At 63.2% G+C, this 22,578-nt stretch carries 25 protein-coding genes; 9 read left to right on the forward strand and 16 right to left on the reverse strand.

Annotated features, from left to right (window positions below):
- Positions 1-122 precede the first annotated feature (122 nt).
- Positions 123-440: a hypothetical protein gene (locus NKH99_RS08635; protein WP_353013626.1), complete on the reverse strand. Its 318-nt coding sequence runs from the start codon at positions 438-440 to the stop codon at positions 123-125.
- A 179-nt stretch (positions 441-619) separates the two neighbouring features.
- On the opposite strand from NKH99_RS08635, the gene mbfA reads away from it, so the two are divergent.
- Complete coding sequence (mbfA, locus tag NKH99_RS08640; RefSeq protein ID WP_352473594.1) at positions 620-1,603, forward strand: iron exporter MbfA; 984 nt, start codon at positions 620-622, stop codon at positions 1,601-1,603.
- 6 nt (positions 1,604-1,609) lie between these two features.
- Here the strand turns inward: mbfA and NKH99_RS08645 are convergent, their stop codons facing one another.
- The 3 genes from NKH99_RS08645 to NKH99_RS08655 all read right to left on the reverse strand — a co-directional run bounded on the left by NKH99_RS08645 (position 1,610) and on the right by NKH99_RS08655 (position 2,595).
- Positions 1,610-1,954, reverse strand: a complete 345-nt coding sequence (locus NKH99_RS08645) for an antibiotic biosynthesis monooxygenase family protein (protein WP_352770213.1) — start codon at positions 1,952-1,954, stop codon at positions 1,610-1,612.
- Positions 1,951-2,283, reverse strand: coding sequence for an NIPSNAP family protein (locus NKH99_RS08650; protein WP_352684016.1), 333 nt, complete (start codon positions 2,281-2,283; stop codon positions 1,951-1,953). The genes NKH99_RS08645 and NKH99_RS08650 overlap by 4 nt, the downstream gene beginning before the upstream one ends.
- Positions 2,284-2,379: 96 nt before the next feature.
- Positions 2,380-2,595, reverse strand: a complete 216-nt coding sequence (locus tag NKH99_RS08655; RefSeq protein WP_353013628.1) for a DUF1127 domain-containing protein — start codon at positions 2,593-2,595, stop codon at positions 2,380-2,382.
- Between the two features lie 68 nt (positions 2,596-2,663).
- Between NKH99_RS08655 and NKH99_RS08660 the strand changes: the two genes are divergently transcribed.
- A complete protein-coding gene (locus tag NKH99_RS08660; RefSeq protein ID WP_352539797.1) occupies positions 2,664-3,338 on the forward strand; it encodes an ArsR/SmtB family transcription factor in 675 nt (224 codons plus the stop codon).
- Between the two features lie 120 nt (positions 3,339-3,458).
- On the opposite strand, the gene ligD is transcribed toward NKH99_RS08660, so the two are convergent.
- From ligD to NKH99_RS08675, 3 genes are all read right to left on the reverse strand, one after another.
- Positions 3,459-5,960, reverse strand: a complete 2,502-nt coding sequence (ligD, locus tag NKH99_RS08665) for a DNA ligase D (RefSeq protein ID WP_353013630.1) — start codon at positions 5,958-5,960, stop codon at positions 3,459-3,461.
- 9 nt (positions 5,961-5,969) lie between these two features.
- Positions 5,970-6,821: a non-homologous end joining protein Ku gene (gene ku / locus NKH99_RS08670; RefSeq protein ID WP_352539795.1), complete on the reverse strand. Its 852-nt coding sequence runs from the start codon at positions 6,819-6,821 to the stop codon at positions 5,970-5,972.
- Positions 6,822-6,940: 119 nt separating this feature from the next.
- Positions 6,941-7,447 (reverse strand): YciE/YciF ferroxidase family protein, encoded by a 507-nt coding sequence (locus NKH99_RS08675; protein WP_352473615.1) that lies wholly within the window; start codon positions 7,445-7,447, stop codon positions 6,941-6,943.
- A 406-nt stretch (positions 7,448-7,853) separates the two neighbouring features.
- Between NKH99_RS08675 and NKH99_RS08680 the strand changes: the two genes are divergently transcribed.
- The 3 genes from NKH99_RS08680 to NKH99_RS08690 all read left to right on the forward strand — a co-directional run bounded on the left by NKH99_RS08680 (position 7,854) and on the right by NKH99_RS08690 (position 10,451).
- Entirely contained in the window at positions 7,854-8,000 is a 147-nt protein-coding gene (locus tag NKH99_RS08680) for a hypothetical protein (RefSeq protein WP_023718851.1), read from the forward strand.
- A gap of 257 nt (positions 8,001-8,257) precedes the next feature.
- Positions 8,258-8,638, forward strand: a complete 381-nt coding sequence (locus NKH99_RS08685; RefSeq protein ID WP_353013632.1) for a thiol-disulfide oxidoreductase DCC family protein — start codon at positions 8,258-8,260, stop codon at positions 8,636-8,638.
- A gap of 61 nt (positions 8,639-8,699) precedes the next feature.
- Complete coding sequence (locus NKH99_RS08690; RefSeq protein ID WP_353013634.1) at positions 8,700-10,451, forward strand: saccharopine dehydrogenase family protein; 1,752 nt, start codon at positions 8,700-8,702, stop codon at positions 10,449-10,451.
- On the opposite strand, the gene NKH99_RS08695 is transcribed toward NKH99_RS08690, so the two are convergent.
- From NKH99_RS08695 to NKH99_RS08705, 3 genes are all read right to left on the reverse strand, one after another.
- A complete protein-coding gene (locus NKH99_RS08695; RefSeq protein WP_353013636.1) occupies positions 10,340-10,723 on the reverse strand; it encodes a DUF1850 domain-containing protein in 384 nt (127 codons plus the stop codon). The two genes, NKH99_RS08690 and NKH99_RS08695, sit on opposite strands and share 112 nt — an antisense overlap.
- Entirely contained in the window at positions 10,720-12,816 is a 2,097-nt protein-coding gene (locus NKH99_RS08700; protein ID WP_353013638.1) for a TRAP transporter permease, read from the reverse strand. The genes NKH99_RS08695 and NKH99_RS08700 overlap by 4 nt, the downstream gene beginning before the upstream one ends.
- A gap of 159 nt (positions 12,817-12,975) precedes the next feature.
- Positions 12,976-13,935, reverse strand: a complete 960-nt coding sequence (locus tag NKH99_RS08705; RefSeq protein ID WP_352539793.1) for a TAXI family TRAP transporter solute-binding subunit — start codon at positions 13,933-13,935, stop codon at positions 12,976-12,978.
- 253 nt (positions 13,936-14,188) lie between these two features.
- Here NKH99_RS08705 and NKH99_RS08710 point away from each other — a divergent pair, with 253 nt between their 5' ends.
- Together NKH99_RS08710 and NKH99_RS08715 are read left to right on the forward strand one after the other, a co-directional pair.
- Positions 14,189-14,542 carry a YciI family protein gene (locus NKH99_RS08710; protein WP_023718846.1) on the forward strand — a complete coding sequence of 118 codons (354 nt, stop codon included), beginning with the start codon at positions 14,189-14,191 and terminating at the stop codon, positions 14,540-14,542.
- On the forward strand, positions 14,542-15,798 hold the full coding sequence (locus NKH99_RS08715; RefSeq protein ID WP_352473579.1) for an RNA polymerase sigma factor: 1,257 nt from the start codon (positions 14,542-14,544) through the stop codon (positions 15,796-15,798). Before NKH99_RS08710 ends, NKH99_RS08715 begins: the two co-directional genes overlap by 1 nt.
- A 15-nt stretch (positions 15,799-15,813) precedes the next feature.
- On the opposite strand, the gene NKH99_RS08720 is transcribed toward NKH99_RS08715, so the two are convergent.
- The 6 genes from NKH99_RS08720 to hrcA all read right to left on the reverse strand — a co-directional run bounded on the left by NKH99_RS08720 (position 15,814) and on the right by hrcA (position 21,266).
- Entirely contained in the window at positions 15,814-16,437 is a 624-nt protein-coding gene (locus NKH99_RS08720; RefSeq protein WP_352921800.1) for a glutathione S-transferase family protein, read from the reverse strand.
- A gap of 175 nt (positions 16,438-16,612) precedes the next feature.
- Positions 16,613-17,593, reverse strand: a complete 981-nt coding sequence (cysK, locus tag NKH99_RS08725) for a cysteine synthase A (protein ID WP_023718844.1) — start codon at positions 17,591-17,593, stop codon at positions 16,613-16,615.
- 165 nt (positions 17,594-17,758) lie between these two features.
- Positions 17,759-18,376, reverse strand: a complete 618-nt coding sequence (locus tag NKH99_RS08730; protein WP_352614746.1) for a LysE family translocator — start codon at positions 18,374-18,376, stop codon at positions 17,759-17,761.
- A gap of 87 nt (positions 18,377-18,463) precedes the next feature.
- Positions 18,464-19,819, reverse strand: coding sequence for a PQQ-dependent sugar dehydrogenase (locus tag NKH99_RS08735; RefSeq protein ID WP_353013641.1), 1,356 nt, complete (start codon positions 19,817-19,819; stop codon positions 18,464-18,466).
- A 100-nt stretch (positions 19,820-19,919) separates the two neighbouring features.
- Entirely contained in the window at positions 19,920-20,117 is a 198-nt protein-coding gene (locus NKH99_RS08740; protein WP_023678983.1) for a hypothetical protein, read from the reverse strand.
- A 36-nt stretch (positions 20,118-20,153) separates the two neighbouring features.
- On the reverse strand, positions 20,154-21,266 hold the full coding sequence (gene hrcA / locus NKH99_RS08745) for a heat-inducible transcriptional repressor HrcA (RefSeq protein ID WP_502893799.1): 1,113 nt from the start codon (positions 21,264-21,266) through the stop codon (positions 20,154-20,156).
- A 145-nt stretch (positions 21,267-21,411) separates the two neighbouring features.
- Here hrcA and rph point away from each other — a divergent pair, with 145 nt between their 5' ends.
- Together rph and NKH99_RS08755 are read left to right on the forward strand one after the other, a co-directional pair.
- Positions 21,412-22,128, forward strand: a complete 717-nt coding sequence (rph, locus tag NKH99_RS08750) for a ribonuclease PH (protein WP_352473573.1) — start codon at positions 21,412-21,414, stop codon at positions 22,126-22,128.
- A 33-nt stretch (positions 22,129-22,161) separates the two neighbouring features.
- Positions 22,162-22,572, forward strand: coding sequence for a VOC family protein (locus NKH99_RS08755; RefSeq protein WP_352473571.1), 411 nt, complete (start codon positions 22,162-22,164; stop codon positions 22,570-22,572).
- The last annotated feature ends 6 nt before the right edge of the window (positions 22,573-22,578 follow it).

Below are 22,578 nucleotides of genomic sequence, written 5' to 3' on the forward strand. Positions count from 1 at the left end.
CGTTACAATTCGACTTGGAGGCAGGAGTGGGGCGTGACTGTCACCCACCTCTCCTCCGCCCTCCGCCATGCATTCGTCATTTCGACAAATCGCTGCCGATTTACCGGCATTGCCGGCCGCCCCTACCCCAACAGCGTCTTTTGCCGTTTGGGGCCGCCGATCTTGCGCCAGGTGTTGAAGCGATGGGTGGCAGCGGCGAAGGAGATCTTCATCTGTTGGGCGACCGAATAGCGCGACTTGCCCTCGTCGAACAGCCGATAGCAGCACTCGACGCCCTCCTCGGTCAACTTGCCGTCGCGAGCCTTGTTATGCGGATTGGCGGGATCAAATTTTTCGACCTGCTGCTCGACCAGCCCTTTCAGGCGCTGCAAGTCCGCCTCGATGTTAGCGATCAGGTCGAGAACCGGCTTGGGGTCAAACGGCTGCTGTTTTTCCAGCATCTGCGGGTTCCTTTCTCTTGGTTGAGATCCGGTTATATAGGTGAACGTTTGCCGATAGCAACGGCAATGTGTTCGGGATTTTGAAGCCTGTACCTTTGAGCATGAGTGGAGCGGGCACGATTGACCGGGGATGTGCGAAGCTCTAGTTTAGAACCGTTCTAAACTGGGGTGAATTTCTCATGCTTTCCCGCGTTTTCGGCTTCGGCCGCCGTCCCTTCGAATCGCTCTCGGAACAGGAGATCCTAGCGCTCGCCATCTCCTCCGAGGAGGATGACGGGCGCATCTATCGCGCCTATGCCGACGGGCTGGCGGAGAGCTTTCCGCAATCGGCCAAGGTGTTCGAGGAGATGGCGGAGGAGGAGGACGGCCATCGCGATTCGCTGATCGAGCTTTACCGCAAGCGCTTCGGCGAGCGCATACCGCTGATCCGGCGCGAACATGTGAAGGGCTATTACGAGCGCAAGCCGGACTGGCTGGTGAGGCCGCTCGGCATCGACCATGTGCGCAGCCAGGCCGAGGCCATGGAGCGCCAGGCCTATCTGTTCTATATTGAGGCGGCCAAACGCACAGGCGATGCGTCGACGCGAAAGCTGCTCGACGACCTGGCGATCGCAGAACAGGGCCACGAGACACTGGCGCAGCGGCTGGAGCAAAAGCATGTGCCGGGCGCGGTCAAGGACGAAGAGGCGGCGGCCGAGCAGCGCCAGTTCATCCTGACCTATGTCCAACCGGGGCTGGCCGGGCTGATGGATGGCTCGGTGTCGACGCTGGCGCCGATCTTTGCCGCCGCCTTTGCCACGCATGATACGTTCCAGACCTTTCTGGTCGGGCTTGCTGCCTCGATCGGCGCTGGCATCTCGATGGGTTTCACCGAGGTGGCTTCCGACGACGGCAAATTATCTGGCCGCGGCTCGCCGGCAAAACGCGGGCTGACCGTCGGCGTCATGACGACGCTGGGCGGGCTCGGCCATGCGCTGCCCTATCTCATCCCGCTTTTTTGGACGGCTACCATTGTCGCCGCCGTGGTGGTTTTCTTCGAGCTGTGGGCGATCGCCTTCGTGCAGAACCGCTACATGCAGACCCCATTCTGGCGCGCCGCCTTCCAGGTGGTGCTAGGTGGCGCGCTGGTGTTTGCGGCAGGGGTGCTGATCGGGAATGCTTAACAGTCCTTAACCATTCATCGCCTGGCTGTCCTGAGGCGCCTCGGCGCGTTCGGTCAGGCCGTAATCGCGCACGACATGAGCGATGCGCAAACGATAGTCCGCAAAGATACCGCCGCGCCCGGCCTTCTGCGCCTGCCGATGTTCCTGCGTGTTGCGCCAGGCCTTCACCGCATCCTCGTCGCGCCAGAAGGACAGCGACAGGATGCGGTTCGGATCGGCAAGGCTCTGGAAGCGCTCGATCGACAGGAAACCGTCGATGCCGTCGAGCAGTGGGCGCAGATCGGCGGCGATGCCGAGATAGGCATCGCGCATGCCCGCCGCCGGCTCGACCTCGAAGATGACGGTGATCATGGTTTTACCAAAGGAGCATGTGGCCCGGAGGCGAGCTTGAGGAAGGTGCGGTCCTCCTTCAGGATGAATTTTTCCCGCCGGGCGAACTCGTAATTCGCCTTACCGGCGGGATCGGCGGCGAGCCGGGCGCGGTAGGCTTCGTAGGCCGCAAGACTGTCGATGTTGTAGGCGGCATAAGCCGTGGTGGCCGAGCCTTCGTGCGGCGCGAAATAGCCGATCAGATCGGCGCCGCAGCGCGGGATCGCCTGCCCCCAATTGCGTGCATATTCCTCGAACGCCGCCTTGCCGAACGGATCGATCTCGTAGCGGATGAAGCAGGTGATGGTCATTTTCGCCTCCTTGGCGGTGGATGTTTTCTTGCGGTCACAGTTCGAGCCGGATCGAAACGTTCCGAAGATCGATATGCTAGGCAAATCCTTCGCTGATCATGCCTGCCAGAACGATTTCGCGCATTCGCGGCGGACGTCTTCAGGTGTCAGGCCAAGGTCCCGCAGCAGATGATCGTCGATCTCGGCGAGGTCGAGACGCTGCAGATGACGGTCGTACCACCGCTTCAGGGGCCGCAGCCGCAAGCGCCGCAAGACAATGAACGGGAACGGCCGGCGAGCAGGCGCGGCGCCGAGAATGGTCCTTGCAGGCATCGTTGTCTCCTTGATTTGCATCGAGACTAATGCTTTTCTGACGAGGATGCTTCGATGAGGAACGAACCATGCGCGAAGGACCTGACATAGCCCGCATTGCCAGCCTGGTGGGCGATCCAGCGCGGGCAAACATGCTGTCCGCACTGATGGGCGGCACGGCACTGACGGCGAGTGAACTGGCACTCGAGGCCGGGGTGTCGCTTCCGACAGCGAGCTCCCATCTGTCGAAGCTGATGGAAGGCGGGCTGCTGACGCTGGCAAGCCAGGGACGGCATCGCTACTACGGCCTCGCCGGCCCGCAGGTAGCAGGCATGATCGAGGCGATCACAGGTGTTGCCGCTGCGGCCGGGCCGCAACGAGTGCGGCCTGGCCCACGCGACGCGGCCATGCGCGTGGCGCGGGTCTGCTACGACCACCTCGCCGGCGAGCAGGCGGTGGCGATGCTGGACCGTCTCGTCGCTCGACAAGTGCTCCTGCGAGATGATGAGGAGATTCAGCTTGGGCCGTCGGCCGCCTCGCATTTCGCCGCGATCGGCATCGATGTCGAGGGCAAGGCGCGGCGACCGGTGTGCCGGGCCTGCCTCGACTGGAGCGTGCGGCGTTCGCACCTCGCCGGCACGCTGGGCGCCGCCATTCTCGACAAGATCCTCGCCGAGAAATGGGCGCGGCGCGAGAAGGACAGCCGTGCGGTGATTTTCTCGCCGACAGGCAAGCAGGCGTTCGAGAAGACGTTTCTCGCCTGACGGCTCGCTTCGACGCACTAGAACGGCTCGTCGTTTCACGGAAACACCGAACCGCTCCATCTTTTTTGTTTTGACGCAATCCCAGACGGAAAACCGTTCCACACTTTTCCTGGAATTGCTCTAGCCGCGCTTGAGCGGCTTGGCCTGCTTGAAAAAATCCTCCCAGGGATCGGCTTGCCCAAGCCGCTTCAGCGTCGTCTTGTCGCCGATCGGAAAGGCGTTCGGCGGCAATCCGGCCTCGATTTCCGCCCAGGTCACCGGCATTGATACCGTGGCGCCTTTTTTGGCGCGCGACGAATAGGGCGCGACCGTGGTCGCGCCACGGCCATTGCGCAGATAATCGACGAATATCCTGCCGGTGCGCGCCTTCTTAGACAGCGTCGCCGTGTAGCGGTCGGGTGCGGCTTGCTCGAGCGCTCGGGCGAACTCATGGGCGAAGCCTTTGACCTCGTCCCAGTCCGCCGACGGCTTCAGCGGGACGAGGACATGATAGCCCTTGCCGCCCGAGGTCTTGACGAAATTAGGCAGGGACAGTTCGTCGAGCCGGCTGCGGATATCGAGCGCCGCGGCACGCACCGCCTTCACGTCGACACCCTCGTCGGGATCGAGATCGAAGATGATCTGGTCTGGTTTTTCCAGCTCGTCCGTGGTCGAGCCCCAGATGTGGATCTCGACGACGCCGAGTTGAACGAGGGCCACGACACCGTCGAAATCGCGGATGAACAATATCTCCTCGCCGTCAGTGGGGTCCTTCATCACGGCGATCTTGTCGTGCATGCCGGCCGAGGCATGCTTCTGGAAGAACCGTTGGCCGCCAACACCGTCCGGCGCCCGCACGAGGCTGAGCGGCCGGTTGATGACGAATTGCTTCATGCGCGGCCAGACCAGCGCGTAGTGATCGACCAGATCCTGCTTCGATACGTTCTCCCGCGGCCACAGAAGCTTGTCGGGGCGGGACAGCGTAACCGAGGTTTTCGCCGTGGCCGCGGGTTTGGCGGGCTTTGGCTTCGACTCTGCCGGAGCTGAGCGTGCTTTCGGTTTCTCCTGCACGACTTCCTCCGCCGGCTTGTCCTCGCGCAATCCCTGGAACGACGCGTGGCGTATTATACGGTCCGACGTCCAACTGCGAAACTCCACTTCGCCAACAAGTTCGGGCTTGACCCAGACCAGCCCCTTGCCCCTTGGCACCGCCCTGTCGAAGGGCGAGGTTGTCGTCTTCAGCGCATCAAGCCTCCTCTTCAGCTCGTTGGTGCTTTTGGCCGTGAAGCCGGTGCCGACGCGGCCGGCATAGCGCAGCTTGCCGCCCTCGTGATAGCCGACCAGCAGCGAGCGCAGGCCCCGCCCGGTCTTGTCCGACGGCATGTAGCCGCCGATGACGAATTCCTGGCGCGCCGTACATTTCGACTTCACCCAGGACGGGACACGGCCGCTGCGGTAGGGCGCATCGGCGCGCTTGGAGACGACGCCTTCGAGCCCCAGCCGGCAAGCATGCTCCAGCATGATCTTGCCGGGCTCGGCAAAGTGGTCGCTGAAGCGCACGGCCTGATCCTCGGCCTGTCCGGCGAGCAAAGTGCGCAGCCTTTCCTTGCGCTCGACCAGCGGCTCGGAACGGATATCCTCACCGTTGAGACGCAACAGGTCGAAAACGTAGTAGATGAAACGATCCGTACGGCCCGCCGACAGATCTTGCTGCAGCAGCGAGAATGACGACACGCCATTATCCGCCAGCACGACGATTTCGCCGTCGATGATAGCATCGGTGCATTTCAGGCCGCCAAGTGCCGCGACAATTGCGCCACCGAATTTGTCGGTCCAGTCGAGGCCGGCGCGTGTCAAAAGCCGCACCTCGGTGCCGGCAAGCTGCGCCTGCATGCGATAGCCGTCGAACTTCACCTCATGTAGCCAGTCCTTGCCGGGCGGGGCGTCCCGCTCCAGCGTTGCGAGCGCCGGTTCGATGAATTCCAGCCGCCTTGCCGCGACGGCCTTCGCTTTGCTGGCGGCCGGCCTGTCGGACTGCCAGACGCTTGGCTTCTTGCCGTCGGCGGTCTTGCCTTCGCCGACCTCTTCGATGGTCAGGCCGGATTTCACCGATTGCGGCGCCTCCTGCAAAATGTCCTCGCCCGGACGCGCGGCGGCATCGTCGGATTTGATCAGCAACCAGTTGTCACGCTTTTCGCCCGGACGCGGCTTCAGCCGCACCAGATGCCAGGCGCCATGCAATTTGTGGCCATACAGTTCGAAACTGATATGGCCTTTCTTCATCGCCCTTGCCGGGTCGCCATCGGGGACCCAAGTTCCCTCGTCCCAGACAATGACCGAGCCGCCGCCATATTGGTCCTTCGGGATAGTGCCTTCAAACGGCGCATAGTCGATCGGGTGGTCCTCGACGTGCACGGCGAGCCGCTTTTCGTGCGGGTCGAGGCTCGGGCCTCGCGTCACGGCCCAGCTCCACAGCACGCCACCATGCTCGAGACGAAGGTCGTAGTGGAGCCTGGTGGCGGCATGCTTGTGGATGACGAAGATGCCGCCCGCCACGGCTTTCTTGCCGCGCGAAACCTTGCCGGCTGGTTCGGCCGTCTTCTTGAAATTGCGCTTGGCGTGATACTGCTCGAGGCTGGCCATGGGCGGATCCTAAGCAGATTTGCGCCGGGCGGCTTTGGACTTGGCGCCTTTTCCCGGGCGTCCGGTCTTTGCCGGCGCACCGGCTTCCGACGAAAGGCTCTTCTTCAGCGCATCGAAGAGGTTGACGACGTTGGAGGGCCGTGGTTCCGCCTTGGCCTTCGGTGCCTTCTTGCCGGCCTTCTTGGCGCGGACCAGCTCGATCAGGGCATTTTCGTATTTGTCCTCGAATTCGGAAGGATCGAACGCCGCCTGTTTCTCATCGACGATGTGTTCGGCCAGCCTGATCATCTCGGCGTCGGTCTTCACCGTCTTGATGTCGCCGAACACTATCTCGGGCCTGCGAACCGTATCGCCATAGCGCAAGGTCGTCAGCAGCAGACCCTTGCCCAACGGCTCGATGACCACCGGACGTTCGCGGCGATAGAGCACAATGCGGGCTAGCCCCGCCGTCTTCTTGGCGGCCATGGCGTCGCGGATGACGGCGAAGGCCTCTTCCGAGACCTCGTCCGCAGGCGTCACATAATAGGGCGCGTCGAGATAGATCTGTTGGATCGAGGATTTTTCGATGAAACCATCGAGGCTCATCGTGTGCGAGGATTCGATCTGCACGGCTTCGATCTCCTCCTCCTCGATTTGGACGAAGTCGCCGTCGCCGATTTCGTAGCCCTTGATCTCGTCGCCTTCATCGAGCGGCTTGCCGCTTGCCGAATCGACATAGACGCGCTTGACGGTATTGCCGGTCTTGCGGTTGAGCACGCGGAATGAGACTTTCTCCGCCTGGGTGACGACATTGGTCAGTTCGACGGCGCAAGTGACCAGCGAAAGCTTGAGATACCCTCTCCAGGCCGGGCGCGGCGCCATGACAAACTCCCTGCACGACAATGTTCAACCGAGAACGGGCAAAGTCCGTTCCGGTTCCGGCGGCGCAAAAGGCAAGTCCGGGCTTTCAACCCAGCCTTGCCTTGTTCTCGCTCACTGGGCTACTCGGCGGCTTGCAGGTTGACCTTGCTTTCCGCTATCTCGGTAAGCTTGCGGTCGGTTGCCTGCTCCTCCTTGAGGTTGTTGGCCAACACATTGGCGCAGTCGCTGCGGCCCAGTTGCTTGGCCCAGGCAATCAGGGTGCCGTAACGGGTCATCTCATAATGCTCGACCGCCTGTGCGGAGGCGATCAGCGCAGCGTCGAGGACCTCCTTGTCGGCGATGTCGCCGCTGACGTCGTCGGCTTCTTCGAGAATGCCGTCGATGGCTGGGCAGTCGACCTGCTTGGCCTTCACGCCGTGCAGTTCGAACACCTGCTCGACACGCTGGATATGACCCTTGGTCTGAGCGAGATGTTTCTCAAAGCCGGCTTTCAGCTGCGGATCACTCGCCTTGTCGATCATCTTCGGCAGCGATTTCTCGATCTGTTTTTCAGCGTAATAGATGTCGCGCAGCGTGTGCACGAAGAGGTCGTCGAGGGTTTTGATATCCTTCGAAAAGAAACCCATGGCCTTTGCCTTTCCATTGCTCTTGCGGTTTCGGATTTTTGGCTGCGGCCCACCCGAGCACCACAGCCTGTGGAGCCGGTTCGTCCCGGCATTGGGAAATCAACGTGCGGCTGACGGGCCGGTTCCTGGTTTTCCGGCCGCGTGCACGGAAATTTCGCGGTCCGGCAAAACCTGAAACAAAACCGCGCCTCTGCGACATTCAGGCGAAACATATGTGATGCAAAAGTCACACTGGACGAAATGCCGACGGACTGCATGGAAACACCGCGAATCAGCCGCATTCCAGCCATGAACAAAGGCATTTTCGACCAGAGATTAACATCGCGTTCACCGACTATTCACGCCTGGACGCTATGATCCCCGCAATTCGGAAGGGACATCCGAAACGGGACAGGGACCGAGTAAAATGAGCTTCTGGAATCAAATCGCCGGCTATGCCGCCGCCATCCGCGAATTCGTCGCTCCGACCTATCGGCCTGAGCGCTATTATATGCGCGGCCCAGGCCCCGCCTGCGCGCGCCGTGGCAACACGCTTGGGATCAGCGTGCACTAATGATGACCACGGAAAGCCGTCACGACAGCCGGATCTGCCGGCCCGACGCCGACAACCGGTCAACGACCTATCGCGCCGAGCGCCCTGCGCTGACCGACAGACGGCGTGCGACAACGCCAGGCCTCTAGCATTCCGGGCTTTGATCCAGCCGCCGGCAGGCCTAGTGTCGCCTGACACCAACTGCCGGGCGTCACGTGATCGTCGAGCCGAACCATTCTCCTGAGCCGCCACAATTCGGTGCAAGTCGCCCGTTGATCGTGTTCGACGGTATTTGCGTGTTGTGCTCGGGCTTTGTGCGCATGGTGGTGAAGCTCGACCGCAAGGGCCACTTCCATTTCGTAACGGCGCAGTCACCGTTCGGCGAGGTGCTGTTCAAGAAATACGGGCTGCGGACGGATCGCTACGAGACCAATCTCGTCATCGTCGATGGCGCCGCTTTCACCCGCCTGGACAGTTTCGTTGCCGTCATGGCCGAACTCGGCTGGCCGTGTCGGTCGGCGCGGATCCTGCTGCTGTTGCCGCGCCCGCTTCGCGACTGGCTCTACGGCCGCATCGCAAAGAACCGCTACGCCCTGTTCGGCAAGAAAGACAATTGCGAAATCCCTTCCGCCGAGGTGAGGGCAAGATTGATCGGCTAGATTCGTTGCCGTGGCCGGGAGCGGGCGGGGCATTTTGGGGGAACTGTTGGGGGAACTGCGGATGAAGGTTCTTGTCGTCGGCGGCTATGGCACCTTTGGCGGTCGCACTGTCGAGCTTTTGGAGGGCGAGCCGCATCTGATCCTCTTTGTCGCCGGGCGCTCGCTCGCCAAGGCTGACGCGTATTGCAAGAAGCGCGCCCCGACAGCAGCCCAGCTGGTGCCGGCACTGTTCGACCGTGACGGCGATCTCACCGCGCAACTCGCTGCATTAGAGCCTGATATTGTAGTCGACGCGAGCGGTCCGTTCCAGGCCTATGGCGAGGGACGCTATCGCCTGATCGAGGCCTGCATCGCCCGGCGCATCAACTATCTCGATCTAGCCGACGGCTCGGATTTCGTCGCCGGTGTCTCTGCGTTCGACGAGGCGGCACGAAACGCCGGGATTTTTGTGCTGTCCGGAGTGTCGAGCTTTCCGGTGCTGACGGCGGCGGTGATGCGTCACCTGTCGTCAGATCTGGCGTCGGTAGACAGCATTCGCGGCGGCATCGCGCCGTCGCCCTTTGCCGGAGTCGGCGAGAACGTCATTCGCGCCATTGCCGGTTACGCCGGTCAGCCGGTGCGGCTTGTTCGTAATGGCCGTCCCGAACAAGGCCATCCGTTCACAGAGCAATTGCGCTACTCCGTCGCGCCGCCGGGCCGGCTGCCGCTTCGAAACACGCTGTTCTCGCTGGTCGACGTTCCGGACCTGCGCGCTCTGGCCAAGCTTTGGCCGGAGGCGAAGACCATCTGGATGGGCGCCGGGCCGGTTCCCGAGACGCTGCACCGCGCCCTGATCGGCCTCGCCTGGCTTGTACGCGCCGGATTGATCGGTTCGCTTTCGCCACTGGCGCCGCTGATGCATCAGGCAACGAACCGGCTGCGCTGGGGCGAGCATCGCGGCGGCATGTTCGTCGAGGTGGAGGGATCGGACCGGGCGGGCGCCATCGTCAAGCGCTCGTGGCATCTCGTGGCCGAGGGCAATGATGGGCCGCTGATCCCGTCGATGGCGGTCGAAGCGCTGGTCCGCAAAGCGCTGGCCGGACATCAGCCCGCGCCGGGCGCACGGGCGGCGATGCGCGATTTGGAGCTCCGGGATTATGAAGCCCTGTTCGCCGGGCGGACAATCTACACCGGCTTCAGGAACGGGGCGGCGGACGAGGACAAGCCGCTTTATGCCGAGCTGCTCGGTGCCGCCTGGCAAGGCCTTCCCGAGGCAATTCGGTCAATGCATGACCGTACGATCACGGCCGCAGGCCGCGCGCGCGTCGAACGCGGGCGCAATGTTCTTGGCCGGCTAATGGCCTGGACGGTCGGCTTCCCCGGGGCAAGCGAGGACATCCCGGTTCATGTCCGCTTCGACACCGACAAGGACGGCGAGACCTGGACCCGGACATTCGGCAAGCACAGTTTTTCGAGCCTACAGTCCGCGGGCCGGGGTCGATCGCAGCGCTTGCTGTGCGAACGCTTCGGCCCGCTGACCTTCGCGATGGCGCTGGTTGCAGCAGACGGCCGGCTGGCGCTGGTCTTGCGCCGCTGGAGTTTTTTTGGCCTGCCGCTTCCGATGTGGCTCGGTCCACGCTCGACTTCCTACGAAACGGTGAAGGATGGCCGCTTCCGCTTCCATGTCGAGATCTCGCATCCGCTTGCCGGCATGATCGTCCGCTACCGCGGCTGGCTGGAGCCCTCCGGCCCGCACGGCTCCAGCGAGATCGTGCCGTCTGCCAGCTTGGCCAATTCGCGACAGTCCTGCGCCGTGCACAGCGTCCAGCCCTGACCCGTTGCGCCCGAGGCGGCGAGCGCGAGGCGCCGCTGTGGCCCGACCTTGGGCGCATAGACCCACCAGCCGTTTCTCAGCACCGAGCCTTGCGGCGGCTCCATCCCGGCGCCCGATCCCTTGATGCGGGCCTCGACCAATTGCAGGCCGGACGGCAGCACCTTCCAGTCTTCCTGCCACTGGGTCTTCTCCACCGAATGCACCCAGGAGAGCGTGAAGGCAGCGACCGCGAGCGTCACCGTCTTGCCGGCCGCGACGATGCAGAGGCTCATGCTGAATTAGCCAGCGAAGCCTGCCGCGCGCGCCAGCAGTGCCAGCCGATCCAGGCAAGGGACAGCGCCCAGCCCGCCTCGTCGGTGAGCGGCAGCGCCGCAACCAGCAGCACGCCGGCGGCGAAGGCGACGAGGCGTTCCCACCAGGCCATGCGCCGGGCGAGAAATCCGACGGCCGCGGCGCCCCACAGGACGATACCCATGCAGGCTTTGATGACGATATAGGCGACCTCGACGGGATAGCCGAACTGGGCGGCGATCGGGCCGGGGTCCTGCAGCATCAGCGCCGGGGTATAGACCGCCATGAACGGCACAACGAAGCCGGCAATGGCAAGCTTGGTGGCCTGGACGCCGATCTTGAGGCCGCTTTCCTTGGCCATGGGTGCGGCGGCGAAGGCGGCCAGCGCCACAGGCGGGGTGAGATCGGCCATGATGCCGAAATAGAAGACGAACATATGGCTGACCACCAACGGCACGCCGAGCGACAGCAGCGCTGGCCCGGCCAGCGACGAAGTGATGATGTAGTTGGGAATGGTCGGTATGCCCATGCCGAGCACCAGGCAGGTGAGCATGGTCAAAAGCAGCGACAGGAACAGATTGTTCTCGCCGATCGAGATGATCCAGCCGATGAAGGTCGAGGCGATGCCGGTAAGCGTCAACGTACCGATGACAATGCCGACAATGGCGCAGGCAATGCCGACCGGTAGCGCGTTCTTTGCTCCTTCGGCAAGGGAATCCACGCATATGCGCAGCGTCTCGCGCCCGCCCTTGAAGGTGAGGCAGGCGGCGACCAGCACGGCGATGACCAGGCTGAGGATGTTGACGCCGAATTTCATGAAGGAAGCCGCGGCAAGCCCGAGCGCCAACCAGAAGACGATGCGGAAGGCGAGCGGCCCGATCGATGCTGCCAGCGGCGTGCCGAGGATAAGCACAATGGTCAACGCCAGGCCCATGGTGCCGGCGAACACCGGTGTGTAGCCGGCAAACAGCAGGTAGATCAGTGCTGCGAGAGGCAGTACCAGCGGCCAATGTTGTCTCACCGCATCCCACGGGTTGGGCAGGTCGGCCTTGGCCATGCCGTGCAGGCCGGCCTTGCCGGCTTCCAGGTGCACCTGCCAGAAACAGGCGCCGAAATAGAGCAGCGCCGGAATGATCGCCGCCTTGACCACAGCGGCATAGGGGATGTTCAGGGTCTCGGCCATGATAAAGGCAACCGCTCCCATCACCGGCGGCATGATCTGACCGCCCATCGACGAGGTCGCCTCGACGGCGCCGGCGAAAGCCGAGCGGAAACCGAAGCGCTTCATCAGCGGGATGGTGAACTGGCCGCTGGCCACCACATTGGCGACGCCGGAGCCGGAAATGGTGCCCATCAGCGCCGAGGACAGCACGCAGACTTGCGCCGGGCCGCCGCGCCATGAGCCGACCAGGCCAAGCGCAAAATCGTTGAACAGCGCGATCATGCCGGCGCGCTCAAGAAAGGCGGCGAAAACGACGAAGATGAAGATGTAGGCGGCCGAGACATAGATCGGCGTGCCGTAGATGCCTTCGGTGCCATAGGCGAAGGTGTCGATGAGCTGGGCGAAATCATAACCGCGATGGATGAACGGCGGTGGCAGATGATTGCCGGCGAATGCGTAGGCGAGAAAGACGAAGGCAATGACGGCAAGCGGCAGCCCCATTAACCGCCGCGCCGCCTCGAAGACCAGCACGACCAGCACCGCGCCGACGATCAGGTCAGGCGTGGTGAGAAAGCCGGAGCGGCGGATGAGGTCGGCATAGAACACCCAATTGTACAGACCGGTGGCGAAACCAAGCAGGCCGAGCGTCCAGAACACTGCTTTCGCCGGGACGCTTTTGGCGCGCAGATTGGCGATTAGGGCAAAGCCGAGCAGCAGCAGGAAGCCGACATGCATGGCGCGTATGACCTGGCTCGGCAGGCTGCCGTAGGCGGCGATGTAGATTTGGAAGATGGAGAAGGCGATGGCGATAAAAAAAGCCGCCTTGCCAGCGATGCCTTCGCCGAAGCCAGGCGGCAATCCTTCGACAGGAGCTTCCGCTGTGGGGGAAAGAACGGTCGGGGTTGCGGTCATTAGCGGGGTTCCTGGCGGGGCGCTCCCCTCCCCGAGGGAGCGTGCGAGCGAAGCTAGGCGGGTGGGGTCGGTGCGGCAGTGTACGGCCTCAACCGACCCTACCCGTCCATTCGCCTTCGGCAGCAGTTCACCTTCTCCTCAAGGGGGAGGGATGGCTCCTTACTTCACCAATCCCTTTTCCTTGTAATACCTCTCGGCGCCTGGATGCAGCGGCACCGGCATGCCGTCGAGCGCCTTGGCCGGGTCGATCGCCTTGGCGGCGGCGTGGGCAGCAGTGAGCTGGTCGAGATGCTCGAATAGCAGTTTTGTCATCTGGTAGGCGGTCTCGTCGGAGACATCGGCGCTGGTGATCAGGAAATTGCCGACGGCGGCGGTCGCAACATCCTCGGTCTGGCCCTCGTAGGTGCCCTTGGGGATGACCACGGAAAGATAGGGCGAGCCGATCTTGGCGACGTCCTCCGCCGGCACGGCAACGATGTTTACCGGCAATGAGGTGGCGAGGTCACGGATCGAGGCGACCCCAAGGCCAGCCGACTGAAGCGTGGCGTCGAGCTGTCGGTTCTTGATCAGCTCCACCGATTCGGCGAAGGGCAGATATTCGATCCGCCCGAGGTCTTCGTATTTCAGCCCGGCAGCGGCAAATATCGTGCGGGCGTTGAGCTCGGTGCCTGAGGCCGGCGCGCCGACCGAAAGGCTCTTGCCCTTGAGATCGGCGAGCGTCTTGATGCCGGATTCCTTGCTGGCGACGATCTGGATGTAGTTGGGATAGATGGCGGCAATGCCGCGCAGCTTGTCGAGCTTGCCTGGGAAGCCTGCTTCAGTATTGCCTTCGGCGGCCAGCTTGACGGAATCGCCGAGCGCAAAGGCGATCTCGCCCTTGCCCTGCTGAAGCAGGTTGAGGTTTTCGACCGACGCTTTCGTCGCCTGCACCTGAGTACGCGCGCCTTCGATGCCCTTGCCGTAGATTTCCGACAGCGCGACGCCGAGCGGATAGTAGACGCCGGACGTGCCGCCGGTCAGCACGTTGATGAATTCCTGTGCCTTGACCGATACCGCGCCAAGGCCAAGCGACAGCGCCAGCACGCCGGCTGCAACAAATTTCGTTCTGAAATTGAGCATGCGATTTCCTCCCTGAAAATTCGCCGCCGTGCCCTCCTCGGCGGCACGAAGCGAGTTTAGACAGCGGGCGGGAAATGCCAACCCGCAATAGCAGCGATTAGACGAACGGCTAAGCAGTGCCGCAACACGTTGGCGCTTGCGCGAGGTCGCATCGCGGCAGAAAGATTTTTCCAGCGCTTGTCGAAATCCGGCAGGGCCGCGCGACATAAGTCCGGCTCGCAACGATGCGGCCTTCGAGAAACGGGAGAAGACCATGCGATACATGCTTTTGATCTATGGAAACGAAGCCGGGATGGCAGCCGCGCCAGCAGATGCGGTGACACAGATGTCGAGCGCGTACGTCGCCTACACCGAAGCGCTGAAGAAATCCGGCGCCTGGCTCGCCGGCGACCGGCTGAAGCCGACGCAATCCGCTACCTCGGTGCGGATGGCCAATGGCAAGACCAACGTGCTCGACGGCCCCTATGCCGACACCAAGGAGCAGCTTGCCGGCTTCTATATGATCGAAGCGGAGGACGTCGACGCCGCCATCGCCTGGGCGGCGCGCTGCCCGGGCGCCAGCACCGGCACGGTAGAGGTGCGGCCGATCTGGGAACTCACCATGTGATGCCGGAATTGCCCGATACTGCGCGGGCGGCGGCGGAAGCGGCCGCCCGGCAAAGCTACGGCAAGCTGGTCGCTTATCTCGCCGCACGCACGCGCGACGTGGCCGCTGCCGAGGACGCATTGGCCGATGCCTTTGCAGCGGCGCTCGAGCGTTGGCCACAGGCGGGCGTGCCCGACAAGCCGGAAGCCTGGCTGCTGGCGGTGGCACGCAAGCGCCGCGTCGACGCGGTCAGACGGCGGCTGACACGCGAGGCGGGCCGCGACCACCTCAGACTGATCGCCGAGGAGATGGAGGCGCGCATGGCCGAGGAAGACCTGCCGGACGAGCGGCTCAGGCTCATGTTTGCCTGCGCCCATCCCGCGATTGAGGCCGGCGTGCGAGCACCGCTGATCCTGCAGACGGTCCTGGGCTTCGACGCAGCGACCATCGCCTCGGCTTTTCTTGTCTCGCCAGCCACGATGAGCCAGCGCCTGGTGCGCGCCAAGACGCGAATTCGCGAGACAGGCATTCCGTTCCGCGTGCCGGAGCGGGCCGAACTCGGCGAGCGGCTGGGCACCGTTCTGGAAGCGATCTACGCGGCGTTTGCCGAAGGTTGGTCCGACCCGGCCGGCACCGAAACGCGGCGCCGCAATCTCGCGACCGAAGGCATCTGGCTCGGCCGTTTGATCGCCTCGCTGATGCCGGATGAGCCGGAAGCACTCGGCCTGCTGGCGCTGATGCTGTTCGCCGAGGCGCGGCGTGCAGCCCGGCGCAATGCGGCGGGTGACTATGTGCCGCTGGCCGAGCAGGATCTTGCATTGTGGGACGATACCCTGATCGATGAAGCGGAGGCGCTGCTCGGGCGCGCGGCCGCCGAGGGTGTTGTCGGCCGCTACCAGCTCGAGGCCGCCGTGCAATCCGCCCATACGACACGGCGGCTGACCGGTTGTACCGACTGGGTCGCGATCAAGGAGCTCTACGACGCGCTGTCGGTGATTGCCGGCTCGCCGGTGGTGTCGATCAACCGTGCGGTGGCGATTGCCGAGGCCGAAGGTGCTTCAGAAGGATTGGGCGCGCTTGATCAACTCAGCGGCGACAAGCGGCTGTATGACTATCAACCTTACTGGGCCGCCCGCGCGGGCCTGCTGGCCAGACTCGGCAAAGTTCCACAAGCGAGCGAGGCCTATGACCGGGCTATCGGCCTCGAACGAGATCCGGCCGTGCGCCGGTTCCTGCAGGAACGACGGGCAGGGCTCGGCCGCGCGGAAAGACACTGAGACAAGGCGGAGTGCTTAGGCCGGCCACATGTCGTGGGAAGCATTCAGCCTCTTCATCACCCGATGTTCCCGCAAATTGGCCCACAGGCGTTCGATGTTCGGCCAAGCGGTCGGAACCTTCGCGACCTCCGGATGCCAGGCCACCAGCATGACGAGATAGATGTCGGCCAGCGAGAGTTGGTCGCCGGCCAGCCAGCCGCGGCCGTCGAGGGCGGCATCGAGAATGGCGAGGCTGCGATCCATTTCCGAGACCGCCGCCTGTTTGACAGCGTCCACGCCCCGGGGATCGGTCGTGTAGCGATGAGCGTAGAAGAACCGCAGGTCAGCCGAATAGATGACGGAGGACATGAAAAACATCCAGCGCAGGAAGTCGGCGCGGTCAGCCGAACTTGCTGCGGGCGCCAGTCCTGCTTCGGGGTGGCGCTCGGCCAGCAGGATGCAGATCGCCGCCGATTCGGTCATCGAGCGTCCGTCCGGCAAGATCAGGACCGGCACCTGGTTCAAGGGGCTGATATCTAAAAAGGCCTGGTCGGGTCGGCCCTTCGGAACGTCGATCTGGTCGAAAGGCACGCCCGCCAAAGCGAGCGCCGCCTCGACGACAAAGCCGCCGGTATTGGCACGCGTATAGAGCTTGTACATAAAGTCCTCCACCTGCCGGGCAGCGACGATTGATACGGAAGTGACCCGCCGCTCAAGCGAACGACGCCCGCCACAGGTGGTTTTTCAGCGGTCCACGCCGACGCGTGATACTGAGTATTTGATGTCGGAGGGGCATCGCGAAGGATCGCTACTGATCGGTCAAAAACGCTCGTGTCTAAGCGCCCAATCCCTCGAACAGGATCGTCGAGAGATAGCGCTCGGCGAAGGAGGGGATGACGACGACGAGGTTCTTGCCCTTGTTCTCGGGCCGCGAGCCGACGACGATCGCCGCTTGCAGGGCGGCCCCCGACGAGATGCCGACCGGCACACCTTCGAGCCGAGCGACGAGCCGTGCATTGGCAACCGAATCCTCGTTCGAGACCTTGACGATCTCGTCATAGATCGTCGTGTCGAGGATTTTTGGCGCGAAGCCGGCGCCAATGCCCTGGATCTTGTGCGGGCCTGGCTGGCCGCCCGACAGCACCGGCGAGGCTTCCGGTTCGACGGCGACGACATGCACCGAGGGCTTACGCTTCTTCAGCACCTGGCCGACGCCGGTGATGGTGCCGCCGGTCCCGATGCCGGCAACGAAGATATCGACTTCGCCATGGGTGTCGTTCCAGATTTCCTCGGCCGTGGTGCGGCGATGGATTTCCGGATTGGCCGGGTTTTCGAATTGCTGCGGAATGACAGCGTCGGGCAGCGTTGCCGCCAGCTCGTCCGCCTTGGCGATGGCGCCCTTCATGCCTTTCGGGCCTTCGGTCAGCACCAGTTCGGCACCGAGCAGAGCCAGCATCTTGCGGCGTTCGACGGACATGGTTTCCGGCATGGTCAGGATCAGCTTGTAGCCCTTGGCAGCGGCGGCAAAGGCGAGTGCGATGCCGGTATTGCCCGAGGTCGGCTCGATGAGGGTGGTCTTGCCGGGCGTAATCCTGCCCGAAGCCTCCAATGCCTCGATCATCGACACGCCGATGCGGTCCTTGACCGAGGCGATCGGGTTGAAGAATTCGAGCTTGGCCAGCAGATTGGCGACGACACCCTTCTCCCTGGCGAATTTATCAAGCCGCACCAGCGGCGTGTCGCCGATCGTCTCGGTGATCGAATTGTAGATGCGGCCGCGGCCGGGCACGTGTGTGGGGGTGGCGGGCTTGTTCATTGATTTCCTCCCAGAGGTAAAGCGGCAAGAGTCGCGCGGGCATAGGATAGAGCCATCCACCGCGCAAGATAGGCTGTCGATCGAAAAATATCCGAGTGAAGTTCGTGCTGAGTACCCCCGCCTTTGCAAGGCGTGGCAATCCTTGGGCGGATTGGCGAAAGAGATCTATTGACGGGCGGCAATTGCCGCCGCCGCGCCGACCATAAAGCCGGCGGCGGTGCGGTTGAGTGCCCTCAGCGCCCGCGGCGACTTCAGGAACCAGCGCGCCTTGGCCGCCAGCGCCAGATAGGGCACCAGCACGACGAGCAGGACGACGATGGTGAGCGCGACGAGGATACCGTAATCGGCCAGCGTGATCGTCTTCAGATCGACGATGGTCGGGGTGATGGCAAGATAGAAGATCATCGTCTTCGGATTGCCGAGCGTGACGGCAAGGCCGGCTACAAAGCTGGATGCCAAGCCGCCCTTGCCTTTCTTCGCCTCCACCGTTTCGGGCGTGATGCCGCTCGTCCAGAAACGCCAGCCAAGAAAGGCGAGGTAGGCGACGCCCAGCCATTTGATGGCCAGGAAGACCATGCCGAAAGTCTGTGCGACGAAAGCCAGGCCGAGCACCACGGCAGTGAGATAGGTCAGGTCGCCGAGCATCAGCCCGAACGACATGGCCAGCGACGAGTGGAAGCCGGAACCCAGAGCACGCGCAACAAGCGCGGTGACGCCTGGGCCGGGGATGGCCGCGGCGATGCCGAGGGCAGCACTATAGGCGAGGAACCCGGTGAGTGTCATGATTGGCGCTTGTCGCACAATGTTGAAGTTGGGTGAATTCCCTCGGGCCGGATTCGATTGCGCCAGCGCAGCAGGCGACACCGCCGTTCAGGAGCGGCCGTCTTCGTAGGTAACGCGCCAGATGGTGCCGTTACCGTCCTCTGTGACGATCAGGGAGCCATCCTTGGCCATCGCGACACCGACCGGGCGGCCCCAGACGGCGTCGTTCGAGATGACGAAGCCGGTCATGAAGTCCTCATATTCGCCTGTCGGCTTGCCATCCCTGAATTTGAGCCTCACCACCTTGTAACCGGTCCTGGCGCCACGGTTCCACGAACCATGCATGGCGACGAAGGCGTCACCCTGATAATCCGCCGGGAAGTTCTTGCCGTCGTAGAAGGCTATATTCATCGGCGCCGAATGCGCCTGCATCAATACATCGGGGACAGTGGCCTTGCCGGCGAGGTCTGGCCGCTCGCCCTGATGGCGCGGATCCTCGTTATTGCCGATGTAGTACCAAGGCCAACCATAGAATCCGCCGTCCTTGACCGCCGTTGCAAATTCGAACGGCACATTGTCGCCGAGTTCGTCGCGCTCATTGACGACGCACCACAATGCGCCGGTGGCGGGCTGCACGGTCATGCCCGTACAGTTGCGCAGGCCAGTGGCGACAGTTCGGGGATTTTTCCCATCCGGGTCAAAGGCGAGCACATCGGCACGGCCGTCCTCGGAGCCCCAGGCCGCCCCGAGCGGCTTTGATTTGGCCCAGGCGTCGAGGCCGCTATCCGGCTCCTTGCCTATATCCTCGGCTACATTCGAGGCGGAGCCAACCGACAAATAAAGCGTTTTGCCGTCCTGCGAGAAGGCGATGTCGCGGGTCGTGTGACCACCCGACGGGATTTGGGCGACAATGGTTTCTGGTTTACCGGATGTCTTCAGGTCGCCATCGCGATAGGGGAAGCGGACGATGCTGTCGCTGTTCGCGACATAAACCCATTGCGGTTTGTCTCCTGGCGGATAGAAGGCGATGCCGTAGGGATAATTGAGCCCCTTGGCGAAGATCGCTTTCTCGATGGGCCTGGCGCTGCCCTCGGCGAGACGATAGACGCGTATTTGGTCGGCATGGCTGTTGGCAACAAACAGGTCGCCATTCGGAGCGACGCGCACGACACGTGGATTGACGATGCCGGATGCGATCATTTCAGCCGAAAAGCCCGACGGCAATTCTGGCTTGGCGCTTTCGGGCCGTTCCGCCACGCCGGCGCCGTTCGAAGCGGATTGGGCGGGGTCGGCTGCCGGCATGTCTCGCGGCCCAATCAGGCGTCGGACGCCAGGCCTGTCGGCGTGCCAATCGCCAAACGCGGCTTCGCCGTTGAGCACATTCTGGTCCGCCTGCTGGGCGGCTGCCGGTGTCGCAACAAGGAGGGCAGCGGCCAAGGCCGCAAAGCCGCCAGGTCGGATCATCAACGTCCTCCGGGATTCGCCTCGAACAGAGGCAAACGGCATCAGGCATTGATCGTTCCAAGCGGCCGCCCAGCACACGAGGATTTGAAGCCGAACCCGTTCAGTTGCCAGAGGCGTAAAAGTCGTCGTCGAGGCGCTTTTCCAGCGCGACCAGATCGGCCGGCAGCGGTAAACCCATCGCCCGCATCTCTTGCAGCTTCTCGCGCAACTGCTCTTGTACCTCGTGCTGATCCTCTGGCTGGTTGATCATTTCTTCGAGCAGCAGACTGATCTGGGCCTTGAACGATTCCAGCGCCATTCTTTTCTCCTCCTTGCGGCAGGCCCGCGGCGGCTCCTAGCTCAGCATGCGCGAAATCAGCTGCGCCGTATAGTCGACCATCGGTACTATGCGCGCATAATTCAGCCGCGTCGGCCCGATGACGCCGAGCGCACCGACGACACGCGCGTCCTTGTCGCGATAGGGTGCCACCACCAGCGAGGAGCCAGACAGCGAAAACAGCTTGTTTTCCGAACCGATGAATATGCGCACGCCTGGGCCTGCCTCGGCGAGGTCGAGAAGCTGGATCAGCCCATCCTGCGTCTCCAGATCCTCAAACAGATGCCGCAGCAATTCTATGTCGGCCTGGGCAGTGACGTTTTCCAGGAGATTGGCGCGACCGCGCACGATAAGCCGCCCAGGCACGCCGCTTTCAGCGCCTGCCCAGACCGCCAGGCCCTTCTCGACCAGATCCTGCGACAGCGTGTCGAGGGCCGCCCTGGTCTCTTCCTTGATGCGGGCGATCTCGACCCGCGCCTCGGCCAGGGTGCGACCGCGGATATGGGCGTTGAGGAAGTTAGAGGCTTCGTGCAATTGCGAGATGGTGATGCCGGCGGGCAGATCGATGACGCGATTTTCGACGTCGCCGTTCTGCGAGACCAGCACGGCCAGCGCCTTGGTCGGCTCGAGCTGGATGAATTCGATGTGCTTAAGCGCCGCCTCATTCTTGGCGGCGAGCACGAGGCCGGCGCCGCGCGACATGCCGGACAGCATCTGGCTGGCCTCGGTCAGCATATGCTCCAGAGTTGCGCCCGAGCCGGAGGCGCGCACCTGGGCCTCGATGGTGCGGCGCTCCTCGTCGGAGAGGTCACCAAGTTCCATGAAAGCATCGACGAAGAAGCGCAGGCCTGCCTGGGTCGGCAGCCGGCCAGCCGAAATGTGCGGCGCATAGATCAGGCCGAGATGCTCAAGGTCGCTCATCACGTTGCGGATGGTGGCCGGCGACAGCGACGACGGCAGGATGCGCGACAGGCTGCGCGAACCGACCGGCTCGCCATCCCTCAAATAGGAATCGACGATGCGCCGGAAGATGTCGCGCGAACGCATGTCGAGCGATTGAAGCGCGGGCGATTGCAGCGCGTGCGACGGGAGCACGTGCGACTGCAAACCGGGATCGACTGCCTTTGTCATTTCGAGCCAAAACCTCCGCCCCGAAGATATAGACTTCCGCGGTGTCGGCGCAACCGGTCCATTTTCCTTTGCGCGTCACGCCCCGTGCGGCTACAAGCCGGCCAAGATTCCCCGGCCAAGATTCCGAAGAAAGAAAGAAGCCTGAATGCGCCCTTCCAAACGCCAATTCGACGAAATGCGCCCCATCTCCTTCGAGCGCGGCGTCTCCAAGCATGCGGAAGGCTCGTGCCTGGTGAAGTTCGGCGACACGCATGTGCTGTGTACGGCCAGCCTGGAGGAAAAGGTGCCGGGCTGGATGCGCAACTCCGGCAAGGGCTGGGTGACGGCGGAATACGGCATGCTGCCGCGTTCGACCGGCGAGCGCATGCGCCGCGAGGCTTCGTCCGGCAAACAAGGCGGCCGCACGCTGGAAATCCAGCGGCTGATCGGCCGCTCCCTGCGCGCCGTGGTCAATCTGCAGGCGCTCGGCGAGCAGCAGATCACCGTCGACTGCGACGTGATCCAGGCCGACGGCGGCACGCGCACCGCTTCGATCACCGGCGGCTGGGTGGCGCTCTACGACTGCCTGCGCTGGATGGAAGCCCGCCAGATGGCGAGCCTGAGCAAGGTGCTGAAGGATCACGTTGCGGCAATCTCCTGCGGAATCCATGATGGCCAGCCGGTCATCGACCTCGACTACATCGAGGATTCCTCGGCCGGCACCGACGCCAATTTCGTCATGACCGGCAAGGGCGGCATCGTCGAGATCCAAGGCACGGCCGAGGGCGAGCCGTTCTCGGAAGAGCAGTTCGCGGCGCTGATGGGGCTCGCCAAGAAAGGCATTCAGCGCCTGGTCAGCTTGCAGCAAATGGCGGTGGCTTAGCTGCGGTCCAATATTGATGAGATTGGCGATCCTGTGACTCCTTCCGCAATCCTGGAATCAGCACTCTACGTGACCGACCTTGCTGCCGCGGAACGGTTCTATTCGGGCGTGCTCGGGCTCGATCTGCTCGGTAAGGTCGATGGCAGGCATCTCTTCTTCCGCTGCGGCGACGGCGTGCTGCTTATCTTCAATGCCGAGGCCACCAAAGTGCCGCCGCGGGCCGACGCCAAGCTGCCCGTGCCGCCGCATGGCGCGGTCGGCCAGGGCCATCTTTGCTTCGCCGCAAGCGCGGATGAAATCCCACGCTGGAAAGCGCATCTTGAGGCGAAGAAAATCGCCATCGAAAGCGAGTTCGAGTGGCCGCAAGGCGGCCGCTCGATCTATATTCGCGATCCCTCCGGCAATTCGATCGAATTCGCCGAGCCACGAATTTGGGGCATCTGATGCATT

It is taken from the genome of Mesorhizobium sp. M0854, from assembly GCF_040319815.1.
GTDB lineage: Bacteria > Pseudomonadota > Alphaproteobacteria > Rhizobiales > Rhizobiaceae > Mesorhizobium.